Genomic DNA, 13,303 nt, shown 5'->3' with positions numbered 1-13,303 from the left:
GCGCCCGGATCCGGAAGCCTGGGCGGCTGATGAAAGGACGGAAGGAAGAGGGTTTCCGAGCGGGCGAGCAAGGCGGCGCGCTATCCCGCGGCATCGCGCCATGCCAGGCGCGAACGCTGCCTACTCGACCCGGCGCACCTCGGCCAGCTTGGCCACCTCGGCGGACGGCGCTGCCGGTTCCAGCACCGCCTGGCCGTCGCGCAGCCAGGCGAACAGCACCGCCATCAGGAAGGGGCCGACGAACAGGCCGATGATGCCGAGCGTGGAAACGCCGCCGAGCAGGCCGAACAGCACTGCCAGGAAAGGCAGGTCGACGCGGCTGCCGATGAGCTGCGGCCGCAAAAACTTGTCTACCAGGAACAGTTCGAAGGCGCCCCAGGAAAACAGGCCGAGGGCGGCGCCGGAATTGCCCTGGCCGAGCAGCAGGAGCGACACCAGGGTAAAGGACAGCGGCGCGCCGCCCGGGATCAGCGCCATGTAGCCGGTGATCACGCCGAGCAGGGCCGGCGCCGGCGCGCCGGCAATCTTGTAGGCCACGCCCAGCACCACGCCTTCCAGCACTGCCACCGAGCACAGGCCGAGCGCCGTGCCGCGCACCGACAGCGGGAAGATCTGGCGCAGCATCGGATACTGCTGCGGCGCCAGGCGCAGGCCGGCGCCATCCACGTAGCGCACCACGGTGTCGGCCTCGAGGTAGAGGATGAACAGTGTCAGCATCGCCAGGAACAGGTACAGCAGGTTGGCGAGGAAGGTGGAGCCGAAGGCGCCGGCGCGGCTGGTGATCTGCGGCGCCAGGTCGCCGACGGTGGACTTGAGCAGCGCGTTCAGGCCGCCCGGCACCGCCAGCGTCTTGTGCCACCAGGTCTGCGCCGCGTCGGCGATGACCGGCAGCCGGGCCAGCCAGTCGGGCGGCGGCAGGCCGGTCTGGTTGTAGGTCTGGAACACCTGGACCACGGTCACGATCTCGGTGCGCAGGGTGTTGAGCAGCAGGGCCGAGGGGATGGCGAAGCAGGCGATCAGGGCCACTACCAGGATGGCGGCGCTGGCGCGCGTACCGAAGCCGCGTTTCACCAGGCGCTGGTGCAGCGGCCAGGTGACGGTGGCCAGCAGGCCCGCCCAGGCCAGGGAAGGCAGGAAATTGTTGAGCAGGAAGAGCAGGGCGCCGGCGAACAGCAGCGGCAGCAGGGAGCGCGGAAGATGCGACATGTAGAAATAAGCGTTGGGCCGGTTCAGTTACCTGATGATAGCTGATCCCGGCCCGGCTTCGAACCGCCGCCGCGTGCATTGCGGCGGCGGGTGCGGCTGGGTGCGACAGTCAGGCTCGCTTACTCGACCGTGACCGACTTCGCCAGGTTGCGCGGCTTGTCGACGTCGGTGCCGCGCGCCAGCGCGGTATGGTAGGCCAGCAGCTGCAGCGGCACCACGTGCAGGATGGGCGACAGTTCGCCGTAGTGCTCCGGCAGGCGGATCACATGCACGCCCTGGCTGGAGGCGATCTGCGAGTCGCCGTCGGCGAAGACGAACAGTTCGCCGCCGCGGGCGCGCACTTCCTGCATGTTCGACTTGAGCTTCTCCAGCAGCGCATCGTTGGGGGCAACGGTGACCACCGGCATTTCCTCCGTCACCAGCGCCAGCGGGCCGTGCTTCAGCTCGCCGGCCGGATAGGCTTCGGCGTGGATGTACGAAATTTCCTTGAGCTTCAGCGCGCCTTCGAGTGCGATCGGGTAGTGCAGGCCGCGTCCCAGGAACAGCGCATTCTCCTTGCGGGCGAAGGTCTCGGACCAGCCGATGATGTGCGGCTCCAGCGCCAGCACGCTCTGCAGCGCCGTCGGCAGGTGGCGCAGCTGCTTGAGCTGGTTCTGCTCCTCGTCGGCCGACAGGCGGCCGTTGAGCTTGGCCAGGGTCATGGTCAGCAGGTAGAGCGCGGTCAGCTGCGTGGTGAAGGCCTTGGTGGAAGCCACGCCGATTTCGGCGCCGGCGCGGGTCAGGTAGGCCAGCTCGGTCTCGCGCACCATGGCGGAGGTCGGCACGTTGCAGATGGCCAGCGAATGCTTGTGGCCGAGCTCCTTGGCGTACTTCAGCGCCGCCAGCGTGTCGGCGGTTTCGCCCGACTGGGAAATCACCACCACCAGCGCGTTGGGGTTCACCGCCGGCTTGCGGTAGCGGTATTCGCTGGCGATCTCGACATGGGTCGGCAGGCCGGCGATCGACTCCAGCCAGTACTTGGCGGTCATGCCGGAATAGTAGCTGGTGCCGCAGGCCAGGATCTGCACCGCATTGACGCGCTCCAGCACGGCGCTGGCGCCTTCGCCGAACAGGGCGGGCACGAAGCCCTGCACGCCTTCCAGGGTGTCGGAGATGGCGCGCGGCTGCTCGAAGATTTCCTTCTGCATGTAGTGGCGGTAGGGGCCGAGGTCGATGGCGCCGGAATAGGCGTTCACCGTGTTGACCTTGCGCTCCACCGGCTGGTCGTTCTTGTCCGTGATGGTCACGCCTTCGCGGGTGACGTCCACCACGTCGCCGTCTTCCAGGTAGATGATCTGGTCGGTGGTGCCGGCCAGCGCCATGGCGTCCGAGGCGAGGAAGTTCTCGCCCTGGCCCAGGCCTATCGTCAGCGGGCAGCCGAGGCGGGCGCCGACGATGCGGTTCGGCTCGTCCTTGGAAAACACCGCGATGGCGAAGGCGCCGTGCAGGTGCTTGACCGCCTTCTGCACGGTGCGGAACAGATCGCCGTCGTAAAGGGAATTCACCAGGTGCGCCACCGCTTCCGTATCGGTCTGGGACTCGAACTTGTAGCCCTTGGCCATGAGGTCGGCGCGGATTTCCTCGTAGTTCTCGATGATGCCGTTGTGTACCAGGCCGATGCAGTGCTCGCCGTTCGGATTGGCGGAGAAGTGCGGATGGGCGTTGTTGGTGGCCGGCGCGCCGTGGGTGGCCCAGCGGGTATGGGAAATGCCGGCGCCGCCCTGCAGGCCGGACTGCTGCACCTGGGCCTCCAGTTCGGCCACGCGCGAGACGCTGCGCGCGCGCTTCAGGGTGCCGTCATTGACCGCCACGCCGCAGGAGTCATAGCCGCGGTACTCCAGGCGCTTCAAGCCTTCGAGCAGGACGGGAACGATATTGCGTTGCGCTACTGCGCCGACGATGCCGCACATGATGGTTTCCTATTTCTTCAGTTTGACGGGCCGTTGCCAGCCTTCGATGGTGAGCTGCTTCGGACGCGATACCGTCAGCTTGCCTTCCGGCGCGTCCTTGGTCAGGGTGGTGCCGGCGCCGAGCGTGGCGCCGCGGCCGACGCGCACCGGCGCCACCAGCTGGGTGTCGCTGCCGATGAAGACGTCGTCCTCGATCACGGTGCGGAACTTGTTGGCGCCGTCGTAATTGCAGGTGATGGTGCCGGCGCCGATGTTGACGCGCGAACCGACGGTGGCGTCGCCGACATAGGCCAGATGGTTGGCCTTGCTGTGCGCGGCCACCTGGCTGTTCTTGACCTCGACGAAGTTGCCGATGTGGACATCCTCGCCCAGCTCGGTGCCGGGACGCAGGCGGGCATAGGGGCCGATCTGCGATTGCGGGCCGACCACCGCATCCTCGATATGGCAGAAAGGACGGATCACCGCGCCGGCGGCGATGCGGGCATTGCGGATCACGCAGTGAGCGCCGATGGCAACGCCGTCGGCCAGCTCGACCTCGCCCTCGAACACGCAGCCGACGTCGATGCTGACATCGCGGCCGGCCTTGAGGCTGCCGCGCACGTCGATGCGCGCCGGGTCGGCCAGGGTCACGCCGGCCTCCAGCAAGGCATTGGCGATATTGCGCTGATGGATGCGCTCCAGTTCGGCCAACTGCACCTTGCTGTTGACGCCCAGGGTTTCCCACACATGGGCCGGCTGGGCGGAGACGACCGGCACGTCGTCGGCCACGGCGCGGGCGACGATGTCGGTCAGGTAATACTCGCCTTGGGCATTGTCGTTGGACAGCGTCTGCAGCCAGCGCCGCAGCTGGCGCGTCGGCGCCACCATGATGCCGGTGTTGACCTCGCGAATGGCGCGTTCTTCCTCGCTGGCGTCCTTCTGCTCGACGATGCGGCTGATGCCGCCGCCGCTGCGCACGATGCGGCCGTAGCCGGTCGGGTCGTCCAGGGACACGGTGAGTATGGCCAACTTATCCTGTCCGGCGCTGTCCAACAGTTGCCGCAGCGATGCGGCGCTGGTCAACGGCACGTCGCCGTAAAGCACCAGGGTAGGGGCATCGTCGTCGAGGTGCGGCAGCGCCTGCATCACCGCATGGCCGGTGCCGAGTTGCGGTTCCTGCTTGGCGAAGGAGAGATCGGCGGCCTGCATGGCTTGCGGAACGGCTTCGCCGCCATGGCCGTAAATGACGCACAGCCTGCTCGGCGACAGGGTCCGGGCAGTATCGATCACATGCGACAGCAGGGGTTTTCCGGCGAGGGGGTGAAGCACCTTGGGCAGCGCCGATTGCATTCGCTTTCCCATGCCGGCGGCAAGAATGACAACGTTCATAGAGGATTAGTTGAAGTGACGCAAGATTCTATCACGCAGGCTTTTCGCTCCTGGATCGCAAGAAGCGGTCTGTTGCTGCTGGCCGTGCTGCTCGCCGGCTGCAGCGCACTGCGGCTCGGATACAGCAATGGCGAAACGGTCAGCTACTGGTGGCTCAACGGCTACGTGGATTTCGAGTCCAGCCAGCAGCCGTGGGTCAAGAAGCATATCGACAATTTCTTCGCGTGGCATCGAAAAACCCAGCTCCCTGATTACGCTCAACTGCTGGGCAAGGCACAGCAGCAGGTTCAGCGCCCAGCCACCGAAGCCGATGCGCTGGCGTATTACGACGCCTTCAGAAAACGCATGCTTACCGTGGTGGACCACGTCCTGCCGGACCTTGCGGAGCTGGCGCTTTCACTTCAGCCGCAGCAGATTGCGCATCTTGAAGGAAAGTTTGCTTCCAATAATGAAAACTATCGTAAAGAGTATCTCCGTGGCGACGTTGACCAGCGTCAACGCAACCGGTTCAAGAAAGTCATGAAGCAGGCTGAGTACTGGTTCGGCAGTTTCAGCAGCGAACAGGAGTCACAGATCCGGACGCTTTCCGACGCCCGGCCGCTCGATAACGAGGTGGGCCTGGAGGAACGCGTGCGGCGGCAGGAAGAGATGGTCGCCATGCTCAGGCGCATCCATGACGAAAAGCCCGCCAAGGAAGCGGCCATGCGCATGATCCGCGACTATGTCGACCGCAGTTTCAACTACTTCGGCGATACCAGGCACAAGACTTTCTCCGATGCCGCCACCAAGGCCAATGCCGGCATGCTGGCGGCCATTGTCAACCTTGCCACCCCGGAGCAGAAGGCGCATGCCGCCCGGCGCCTGCAGCAGTGGATCGACGATTGCCACAACCTGGCGGCGCGCGACTGAGGCCGCATTAACTGGCCCGGCCGCCCGGCTCGGTTGCCGGGCTCAATCGCCGGGCTCAATCGCTCAATCGTCCAGCGCTTCGAAGCGGATCACGTTGCCGGCCGGCGGCGCGCACGGCTCCTCGTCGAAGGCAATGTCGCCGTCGGGCAGCGCCTCGCCGCCCGCCTTCAGCGTGGCGAAGTCGAACATGCTGCGGTCCATCAGATGCGACGGCACCACGGTCGACAGCGCCGAGAACAGGTTCTCCACCCGGCCCGGGAAGCGCTTCTCCCATTCGCGCAGCATGGCCTTGATCTGCTTGCGCTGCAGGTTTTCCTGGCTGCCGCACAGATCGCAGGGAATGATCGGGAAGCCCTTCACCTGCGCGTAGCGTTCCAGGTCGGCTTCCTTGACGTAAGCCAGCGGCCGGATCACCACGTTCTTGCCATCGTCCGATTGCAGCTTGGGCGGCATGCCCTTCAGCTTGGCGCCGAAAAACATGTTGAGGAAGAAGGTTTCCAGGATGTCGTCGCGGTGATGGCCGAGCGCGATCTTGGTCGCGCCGAGCTCGCCCGCCACCCGGTACAGGATGCCGCGGCGCAGGCGCGAGCACAGGGCGCAGGTGGTCTTGCCTTCCGGGACCACGCGCTTGACGATGCTGTAGGTATCCTGGTTTTCGATGTGGTACGGCACGCCGATCTTTTCCAGGTAGGCGGGCAGCACGTCGGCCGGGAAGTTGGGCTGCTTCTGGTCGAGGTTGACGGCGACGATGTCGAAGCGGATCGGCGCCCGTTCGCGCAGCGTCAGCAGGATGTCGAGCAGGGCGTAGCTGTCCTTGCCGCCGGACAGGCACACCATGACCTTGTCGCCGTCCTCGATCATGTTGAAGTCGCCGATCGCCTGGCCCACCAGGCGGCACAGGCGCTTGTGCAGCTTGTTGTTTTCGTAAGCGATCTTTTCCGCCTTCTTCAGGCTGGCGGCATCGGCCTGCAATTCGGTATTGCTGTTCATGTCAGCCCTTGATGTGGAACACTTCCACCCCGACCGCGTCGCAGTCGGGATAGACATCGGGTTTTTCGGTCGAGACCCGCACCGCCCGCACCTTCGGATGGGCGAGCATCTCGCGCGCCACGTCGTCGCACAAGGTTTCCTGCAGGTGGATGTGGCCGAGCGCCATGCGGCGGGCGATGGTATCGCGCATGAAGTCGTAATCCACCACCTCCTGCAGATGGTCTTCCTTCGGCGTCGATTCCGCCAGCGGGATGAAGAGGTCGACGTTGATCAGCACGCGCTGTTCCCCCTTCTTTTCGAATTCGTGCACGCCGATGTTGATCATGACTTCGTAATTGCGCAGGAACAGGCGGCGGCAATCGGCGAGGCGGGGATGGGTGAGGGGAGAAGGCATAGGATGACAGTTTGCTAAATGGACAGCGCGTGCTGTGAAAAGGGAAAACGGGGCGCTACTTGGCTATGAACATGACATCGCGCTGCAGCGGCATCAGATGCTGGCCGCCGTCGACCAGGATGGTGGTGCCGGTCAGCGCCGGATTGCGCGCCGCGAAGCAGACCGTCTCGGCCACGTCCTGCGGCGTGCTGGAGCGGCCGAGCGGCGTCATCGCGTGCGCCTTGACGAAGCCGTCCTCGGTCTGGTCGCCGGAGACCAGCGTGATGCCCGGCGCCACGCCCACCACCCGCAGCTTCGGCGCCAGCGCCTGCGCCAGCAGCACCGTGGCCGACTGCAGCGCCGCCTTGGACAAGGTATAAGACAGGAAATCCGGGTTCGGGTTGTACAGCTTCTGGTCCAGCAGGTTGATCACCACCGCCTGCGCGCCGTCCGGCGTGGCGGCATGCAGCTGCTGCGCCAGCACCAGCGGCGCCGCCAGGTTGGCGCGCATGTGGGCATCGAGCAGGCCGGGCGAGAAGTGCGCCGGATCGTCGTGCTCGAACAGCGAAGCGTTATTGACGATGCAATCCAGGCGCGCCGCTCCAATCGCCTGCGCCGCCTGCGCCGGCAGCCGTGCCGCGGCCGCGGCGTCCGCCAGGTCGCAGGCCACCGCGGCGGCGCGCCGGCCGAGGCTGCGGATTTCCTGCGCTGTGGCCTGCGCTTCGTCGGCCGAGCCGCGGTAGTGCACCACCACATCCCAGCCGTCGCGTGCCAGCGCCAGCGCGATGCTGCGGCCGATACGCCTGGCGGCGCCGGTCACGAGGGCGGTCTTGCGGATATCTGCTGTCATGGTTGGCACGGTTCTGCGGTTGGTTGGAGCGCTTGGGCGTCACAGCGTCGCGACGGACGGGTCTGGCGCCGCCCGGCCGGCATCAATACCCAATACAATAGCGCGATGCATTCGTCTCTTCCCGCACCCTCGCCCGACGCCTTGTCGGCATCGCAACGGCTCAGGCAGGCAATCCTCGACGACATTCGCCAGGCCGGCGGCTGGATCCCGTTCTCGCGCTACATGGAACTGGCGCTGTATGCGCCGGACCTCGGCTATTACAGCGGCGGCTCGGCGAAACTCGGCAAAGACGGGGATTTTACAACCGCTCCCGAGATTACGCCGCTTTTCGGCCAGGCCCTGGCCCGGGTCGCGGCGGATTTGCTTGGGCAGACTGCGCCGCGCATCCTGGAATTCGGCGCCGGCAGCGGCAAGCTGGCCAAGGACGTGCTGACCGAATTGCGCCAGCTCGGCGTCGAGGTGGAGCGCTACGAGATCGTCGACCTGTCCGGCGAGCTGCGTGCACGCCAGCGCGACACCCTGGCGGATTTTCCCCAGGTTGCGTGGCTGGACGCGCTGCCGCCCGCGTTTTCCGGCGTGGTCCTGGGCAACGAGGTGCTGGACGCGATGCCGGTGGAACTGGTGGTGAAGGGCGAGTCCGGCTGGCTTCGGCGCGGCGTCGTGGCGGCGCACGATGGCTTCGCCTTCGCCGACCGCGACTGCGAACCGGCGCTGGCGGCGCAGATCCCCGAGGCGGACGGTCTGCCGCCCGGCTACCTGACCGAAGTGCATCCGGTGGCCTGCGGTTTCATCGCCTCGCTCGGCGCCATGCTGGACGCCGGCGCAGCGGCCATCTTCATCGATTACGGCTTTCCGGCGCATGAATACTATCTGCCGCAGCGCCGCCAGGGTACGCTGATGTGCCACTACCGGCACCATTCGCACGCCGACCCGTTCTACCTGCCGGGCCTGCAGGACATCACCGCCCACGTCGACTTCAGCGCCATGGCGCGGGTCGGCGCCGAGGCCGGCCTGGAGGTGCTGTGCTACACCAGTCAGGCCGCCTTCCTGATCGCCGCCGGCATCGGCGAGCTGCTCCTGCGCACGCCGCCGGAGGATGCGCTGCGCTTCCTGCCGCAATCCAACGCGCTGCAAAAGCTGGTGTCGCCGGCGGAGATGGGCGAATTGTTCAAGGTGCTGGTGCTGGGCCGGAACCTGGCGCTGCCGCAGCATTTGGCGCGCGGCGACCGCAGCCACCGCCTGTGAGCGGCTGCCCACATGTCACTTCGATAAGGCTTCCATGATCCGCTGGGTCCTCACCATCTTCATCGCCCTGGTCGTGTTCTCCTCGCTGCTGCCATGGCTGGAGAAGCTCGGCATCGGCCGCCTGCCGGGCGATGTCCGCTTCACCCTTTTCGGCCGCAAGGTGTTCCTGCCGTTCGCCTCCACCGTGCTGATGTCGATGCTGGTGGTGCTCATCGCCCGCCTGCTGCGCTGAACGCCCCACCATGATCCGCTGGGTCGCCGCCATCTTCCTCGGCCTCGCCGTCTTCTATCCGCTGCTGCCGGAACTCGGCCGGCTCGGCGTCGGCCGCCTGCCGGGCGATGTCCGCTTCCGCCTGCGCAGCGTAACTCTGTGCCTGCCCTTCGGTTCGACCCTGCTCTGGTCGGCGCTGGCCTTCCTGATCGCCGAACTGGTCCATCTTTGATGCGCGTCTGCGGCGAGGCGCTGTAAGCCGTCGATTTGCTCGCTAGAATGAGCGGGCTCGAGCGGGCGCCTGGCTCGCCGAGAATTATCAACATCACAAGAACAACGCTGACATGCCCAACGCCACGCCCCTGACCCTTGAACAGCTGCGGGAGCGCTTCGGCGCCCGCTACAAGTGGCTGGTGCTGCTGACGGTGATGGTCGGTACCATGGCGTCGGTCGTATCTTCCACCATCGTCAACGTCGCGGTGCCGGACCTGAGCCGGCATTTCACCCTCGGGCAGGAGCGGGCGCAATGGGTGTCGGCCGGTTTCATGCTGGCGATGACGCTGTCGATGCTGACCACGCCCTGGTTCCTACTGCGCTTCGGCCTGCGCCGCACTTATTCCGGCGCCATCCTGCTGTTGCTGATCGGCGGCGTGGTCGGCGGGTTCAGCTTGAACTATCCGATGCTGTTGTCGATGCGGGTGGCCGAAGGTCTGGCCGCCGGCATCCTGCAGCCCATTCCGGCGATCGTCATCATGCGCGCCTTCGAGCCGAACGAGCAGGGCAAGGCGATGGGCATCTTCGGCTTCGGCGTGGTGCTGGCGCCGGCCATCGGCCCCAGCGTCGGCGGCTTCCTGGTGGAGCAGTTCGGCTGGCGCTCGATCTTCTTCGTGGTCGTCCCGTTCTGCCTGGCGGTGCTGGTGCTGGTGCGGCGCGTGCTGCCGCTGGCCTCCTCGATGATGGGCGAGGCCCGGGCGCTGGACTGGAAGGGGCTGGTGCTGGCCAGCCTGTGCACCATCGGCCTGCTCAATGGCCTGGTGGAAGTGCGCCAGGCGCCGCTGCAGGGCGGACTGCTGCTGGCGGTGGGCCTGGCCGGCCTCATTGCCTTCATCGCCTATCAGCTGCGCGCCGAGCATGGCCTGCTCGACCTTTCCCTGTTCCGCTACCGCCAGTTCACCATGGGCGCGCTGGTGGCCTTCATCTACGGCGCCGGCCTGTTCGGTTCCACCTATCTGCTGCCGGTGTTCATGCAGATGGCGCTCGGCTACGCGCCATCCGAAGCCGGCCTGCTCCTGCTGCCGGCAGGCATCGTGCTGGGGCTGGTCATCATCCTGGCCGGCAAGCTGGCGGACAAGGTGGCGCCCAGCCTGCTGGTTTCCGCCGGGCTGATCCTGCTGGCGCTGTCCTTCGCCATGCTGGCCAGCGGCCCGTCGGCCAGCAGCTACCTGATGCTGACCATCTGGTCGGTGGTCGGCCGCATCGGCCTCGGCTTCGTGCTGCCTTCGCTCAGCCTCGGCTCGATGCGCGGCCTGGACAAGACCCTGATCGCCCAAGGCGCCAGCACCATCAATTTCCTGCGCCAGCTCGGCGGCGCCATCGGCATCAGCCTGGTCGGCATCGTGCTCGAATGGCGCCTGGCGGTGCATCACACCGGCTTGGCGGCCGGTGCCGGCGCGGCGGGCGGCGAACGTCTGCATGCCTTTAATGAAACATTTCTATTCGTAGCGGCGCTGTGCCTGCTCGCCGTGGTCGCGGCATGGCGCATGAAGCCGATAGGAACGGGGGCGCGGCCAACGGGAAGCTGAACCGGCTCCCTTTCGGTAAAGCGGGAGTTTGCTTTTCGGTCGAGTACTGGTATGTTGAAGCCCTTGCCGCCGAATTTCCTGCGTTCAATTCTGTGCCATCCCGGCCAGCTTCGGCGGAAGGGACTTCGCCCTTCATCAAGTCACGTCCATGAAAGCCCTGCCGAGCCTGACCGCCCTCCTGATCGAGCCGCACACCGGCATGCGTGCCAGCCTGCACAACATGCTGACGCTGTGCGGCGTGACGCGGATCGAACATGCGGTCAGCGCCGGCGCCGCCATCCGCAGCATCCGCAATCGTGAGTTCGACCTCGTTCTATGCGAGTACGACCTGGGCGACGGCCAGGATGGGCAGCAGTTGCTGGAGGACCTGCGCAATAACCGCCTGATTCCGCTTTCCACGATCTTCATGATGGTGACGGCGGAGCGTTCCTATGAAAAAGTGGTGAGCGCCGCCGAACTGGCGCCCAGCGTCTACCTGCTGAAGCCGTTCACCGCCGATGCCTTGCTGGAGCGCATTCTCCGCGCGGTGGAAAAGCGCGAACTGTTCATGCCGGTCTACGCACTGATCGAAAAGGGCAATCCGCATGCCGCGATCGCCCGCTGCATGCAGAACGAGGAACGCTATCCGCGCTATGCCACCGACTTCATGCGGTTGCGCGCCGAACTCTATATCAATCTCGGCGAAGCCCGCGCCGCCGAGCAGGTCTATCTGCGGCTGAGCGAATCCAAGGCGGTGCCCTGGGCCAAGCTTGGCTTGTCGAAGTCGTATTTCATGCAGCAGCGCTTCGAGGAGGCCGAGCAAGTCCTGAACAATCTCGTCGAGGAAAACAGCCACTACATGGATGCCTATGACTGGCTGGCGGCGACTCAGGAGGCGCGCGGCAAGCTGGAGGAAGCCAAGCTCGTGCTGGAGAACGCGGTGCGCATTTCGCCGCATGCGGTGAAGCGCCTGCGCCGCCTGGCCGAGGTGGCCTTCGACATGGACGACCTCGACTTGGCCGAACGGTCCTTCCAGCGGGTGATCGCCCGCGCCCGCTACTCGGAGTTCCGCGACCCGGAGGACCATGCGCGCCTGGTGCAAGCCCTGGTCCGCCGCGGCGATTCGCAGCAGGCCGCGACCATCATCCGCGACCTGGAGCGATCCTTCGGCGACCGCGCCAAGGGCCCGGCCTGCCGCGCGATATCCGCTGCGTTTCTTCACGCCCACCTGGGAAACCATCAGAAGGCGGAAGAGGAGGTCGGCGCCGCCATCGCTGCCTCGAACGCAGAGGTGAACATCTCCAACACGCTGAAGATGGAACTGGCCAAAACATGCCTTGCCAGCAATCTGGAAGGCAGCGCAACGGAGCTCATGCTCAGCGTGATGAACAACACGCCGGAAGGTGCGCCGATGGAGAAAGCGCTGGCGGTCTTCGAAAAAGCGGGACGCAAGGATCTCGGCGAATCGGTGGCGCGGGAAAGCCGGCGCCAAGTCGCCGATCTGGTCGCCAATGGTGCCGAAAAAGCCAAGCAAGGCGATTACCGCGGCGCGGTCGACCTGCTGGCCGCCGCGGCACAGCGACTGCCGAACAACCCGCAGGTCATCTTCAACGCGGCGCTCGCCGCCCTCAAATATCTCGACAACCTTGGCTGGGACGACGGCATGGCCGTGCAGGCGCGCGGCTATATTGAATCGGTGCGCCGCCTCGACGCCGCCAATCCGCGTCTGGTTCCCCTCATTCAGCTCTACCAGAACCTGCACAAGCGCCATCGACCGGAAGCAGCGTCTACGTCCTGACGATGCGCTTCAAAGCCGTCACCGCCAGCCACATTTCCTTGTATTTCTGTTCAGGAAAGCGCTTCGGGAGCGAAAAAAGGCTGCCAAACAGAAAAACCGGTTGACACTCAAGCCTCTCTTTACTATAGTTTGGGGTTCCCCGGGAGGGGTGGCCGAGTGGTTAATGGCAGCAGACTGTAAATCTGCCCTCTTACGAGTACGCTGGTTCGAATCCAGCCCCCTCCACCAGAATTTGAGTAGTTTTTGGCGGTAGTGAATTTGCCTTGCGGGTGTAGCTCAATGGTAGAGCTGAAGCCTTCCAAGCTTATGACGAGGGTTCGATTCCCTTCACCCGCTCCAAAGTTATCCGGCTGGACGCGGTGTTGCGAACGGCCTTTGCCCTTGTAGCTCAGTGGTAGAGCACTCCCTTGGTAAGGGAGAGGCCACGTGTTCAATCCACGTCAAGGGCACCAATATTTATTAGTCGCTACATACAAGCAAGACGGTCGGGCGCGTGCCTGGACATTCTCATCAAATCGTTAGGAGTCGAAAATGGCAAAAGGCAAGTTTGAGCGGACCAAGCCGCACGTGAACGTCGGCACGATCGGTCACGTTGACCATGGCAAGACCACGCTGACCGCGGC

13 protein-coding genes and 3 tRNA genes are annotated in these 13,303 nt (G+C 65.3%); 10 read left to right on the top strand and 6 right to left on the bottom strand.

Features of this window, described 5'->3' with window-relative positions; genetic code table 11:
- Positions 1–120 precede the first annotated feature (120 nt).
- The 3 genes from CHB88_RS00080 to glmU all read right to left on the bottom strand — a co-directional run bounded on the left by CHB88_RS00080 (position 121) and on the right by glmU (position 4,523).
- The gene (locus CHB88_RS00080; protein ID WP_245844604.1) at positions 121–1,206 is read right to left on the bottom strand and encodes an AI-2E family transporter; all 1,086 of its coding nucleotides are present in this window, start codon (positions 1,204–1,206) and stop codon (positions 121–123) included.
- A gap of 119 nt (positions 1,207–1,325) precedes the next feature.
- Positions 1,326–3,155 (bottom strand): glutamine--fructose-6-phosphate transaminase (isomerizing), encoded by a 1,830-nt coding sequence (gene glmS, locus CHB88_RS00075; protein WP_089397261.1) that lies wholly within the window; start codon positions 3,153–3,155, stop codon positions 1,326–1,328.
- Between the two features lie 9 nt (positions 3,156–3,164).
- Positions 3,165–4,523 (bottom strand): bifunctional UDP-N-acetylglucosamine diphosphorylase/glucosamine-1-phosphate N-acetyltransferase GlmU, encoded by a 1,359-nt coding sequence (gene glmU, locus CHB88_RS00070; RefSeq protein WP_089397260.1) that lies wholly within the window; start codon positions 4,521–4,523, stop codon positions 3,165–3,167.
- Between glmU and CHB88_RS00065 the strand changes: the two genes are divergently transcribed.
- Positions 4,479–5,432 carry a DUF6279 family lipoprotein gene (locus tag CHB88_RS00065; protein ID WP_245844601.1) on the top strand — a complete coding sequence of 318 codons (954 nt, stop codon included), beginning with the start codon at positions 4,479–4,481 and terminating at the stop codon, positions 5,430–5,432. The genes glmU and CHB88_RS00065 overlap by 45 nt on opposite strands.
- 63 nt (positions 5,433–5,495) lie before the next feature.
- On the opposite strand, the gene ttcA is transcribed toward CHB88_RS00065, so the two are convergent.
- The 3 genes from ttcA to CHB88_RS00050 are packed head-to-tail and all read right to left on the bottom strand — an operon-like array spanning position 5,496 to position 7,645.
- Entirely contained in the window at positions 5,496–6,422 is a 927-nt protein-coding gene (gene ttcA / locus CHB88_RS00060; RefSeq protein ID WP_176442268.1) for a tRNA 2-thiocytidine(32) synthetase TtcA, read from the bottom strand.
- Position 6,423: 1 nt separating this feature from the next.
- Positions 6,424–6,816, bottom strand: coding sequence for a dihydroneopterin aldolase (locus CHB88_RS00055; protein ID WP_089397258.1), 393 nt, complete (start codon positions 6,814–6,816; stop codon positions 6,424–6,426).
- Between the two features lie 55 nt (positions 6,817–6,871).
- Entirely contained in the window at positions 6,872–7,645 is a 774-nt protein-coding gene (locus tag CHB88_RS00050; RefSeq protein ID WP_089397257.1) for an SDR family oxidoreductase, read from the bottom strand.
- Positions 7,646–7,750: 105 nt separating this feature from the next.
- Between CHB88_RS00050 and CHB88_RS00045 the strand changes: the two genes are divergently transcribed.
- The 9 genes from CHB88_RS00045 to CHB88_RS00005 all read left to right on the top strand — a co-directional run.
- Positions 7,751–8,890 (top strand): class I SAM-dependent methyltransferase, encoded by a 1,140-nt coding sequence (locus CHB88_RS00045; RefSeq protein ID WP_089397256.1) that lies wholly within the window; start codon positions 7,751–7,753, stop codon positions 8,888–8,890.
- Between the two features lie 34 nt (positions 8,891–8,924).
- Positions 8,925–9,122, top strand: a complete 198-nt coding sequence (locus CHB88_RS00040) for a DUF2905 domain-containing protein (protein ID WP_089397255.1) — start codon at positions 8,925–8,927, stop codon at positions 9,120–9,122.
- A gap of 10 nt (positions 9,123–9,132) precedes the next feature.
- Positions 9,133–9,333, top strand: a complete 201-nt coding sequence (locus CHB88_RS00035; RefSeq protein ID WP_089397254.1) for a DUF2905 domain-containing protein — start codon at positions 9,133–9,135, stop codon at positions 9,331–9,333.
- A gap of 112 nt (positions 9,334–9,445) precedes the next feature.
- The gene (locus CHB88_RS00030) at positions 9,446–10,903 is read left to right on the top strand and encodes a DHA2 family efflux MFS transporter permease subunit (protein WP_089397253.1); all 1,458 of its coding nucleotides are present in this window, start codon (positions 9,446–9,448) and stop codon (positions 10,901–10,903) included.
- Between the two features lie 148 nt (positions 10,904–11,051).
- Positions 11,052–12,680: a tetratricopeptide repeat-containing response regulator gene (locus CHB88_RS00025; protein WP_089397252.1), complete on the top strand. Its 1,629-nt coding sequence runs from the start codon at positions 11,052–11,054 to the stop codon at positions 12,678–12,680.
- Positions 12,681–12,822: 142 nt separating this feature from the next.
- Positions 12,823–12,908: transfer RNA gene (locus CHB88_RS00020), tRNA-Tyr, on the top strand.
- Between the two features lie 37 nt (positions 12,909–12,945).
- A tRNA-Gly gene (locus tag CHB88_RS00015) sits at positions 12,946–13,019 on the top strand.
- Positions 13,020–13,057: 38 nt separating this feature from the next.
- Positions 13,058–13,132: transfer RNA gene (locus CHB88_RS00010), tRNA-Thr, on the top strand.
- A 79-nt stretch (positions 13,133–13,211) separates the two neighbouring features.
- The coding region (locus CHB88_RS00005; RefSeq protein ID WP_005434227.1) for a GTP-binding protein at positions 13,212–13,303 on the top strand (92 nt) is incomplete at its 3' end.

It is taken from the genome of Noviherbaspirillum humi, assembly GCF_900188095.1.
GTDB lineage: Bacteria > Pseudomonadota > Gammaproteobacteria > Burkholderiales > Burkholderiaceae_D > Noviherbaspirillum > Noviherbaspirillum humi.
The sequence above is the reverse complement of the archived record's forward strand: the minus strand, read 5'-3'. Positions and strand labels throughout refer to the sequence as shown.

Excerpts from the sequence above, each read along its gene's own strand:
- glmU (WP_089397260.1), bottom strand. The coding sequence starts at position 4,523 with ATGAACGTTGTCATTCTTGCCGCCGGCATGGGAAAGCGAATGCAATCG.
- CHB88_RS00055 (WP_089397258.1), bottom strand. The coding sequence starts at position 6,816 with ATGCCTTCTCCCCTCACCCATCCCCGCCTCGCCGATTGCCGCCGCCTG.
- CHB88_RS00050 (WP_089397257.1), bottom strand. The coding sequence starts at position 7,645 with ATGACAGCAGATATCCGCAAGACCGCCCTCGTGACCGGCGCCGCCAGG.
- glmS (WP_089397261.1), bottom strand. The coding sequence starts at position 3,155 with ATGTGCGGCATCGTCGGCGCAGTAGCGCAACGCAATATCGTTCCCGTC.
- CHB88_RS00030 (WP_089397253.1), top strand. The coding sequence starts at position 9,446 with ATGCCCAACGCCACGCCCCTGACCCTTGAACAGCTGCGGGAGCGCTTC.
- ttcA (WP_176442268.1), bottom strand. The coding sequence starts at position 6,422 with ATGAACAGCAATACCGAATTGCAGGCCGATGCCGCCAGCCTGAAGAAG.
- CHB88_RS00025 (WP_089397252.1), top strand. The coding sequence starts at position 11,052 with ATGAAAGCCCTGCCGAGCCTGACCGCCCTCCTGATCGAGCCGCACACC.
- CHB88_RS00040 (WP_089397255.1), top strand. The coding sequence starts at position 8,925 with ATGATCCGCTGGGTCCTCACCATCTTCATCGCCCTGGTCGTGTTCTCC.
- CHB88_RS00080 (WP_245844604.1), bottom strand. The coding sequence starts at position 1,206 with ATGTCGCATCTTCCGCGCTCCCTGCTGCCGCTGCTGTTCGCCGGCGCC.
- CHB88_RS00045 (WP_089397256.1), top strand. The coding sequence starts at position 7,751 with ATGCATTCGTCTCTTCCCGCACCCTCGCCCGACGCCTTGTCGGCATCG.
- CHB88_RS00035 (WP_089397254.1), top strand. The coding sequence starts at position 9,133 with ATGATCCGCTGGGTCGCCGCCATCTTCCTCGGCCTCGCCGTCTTCTAT.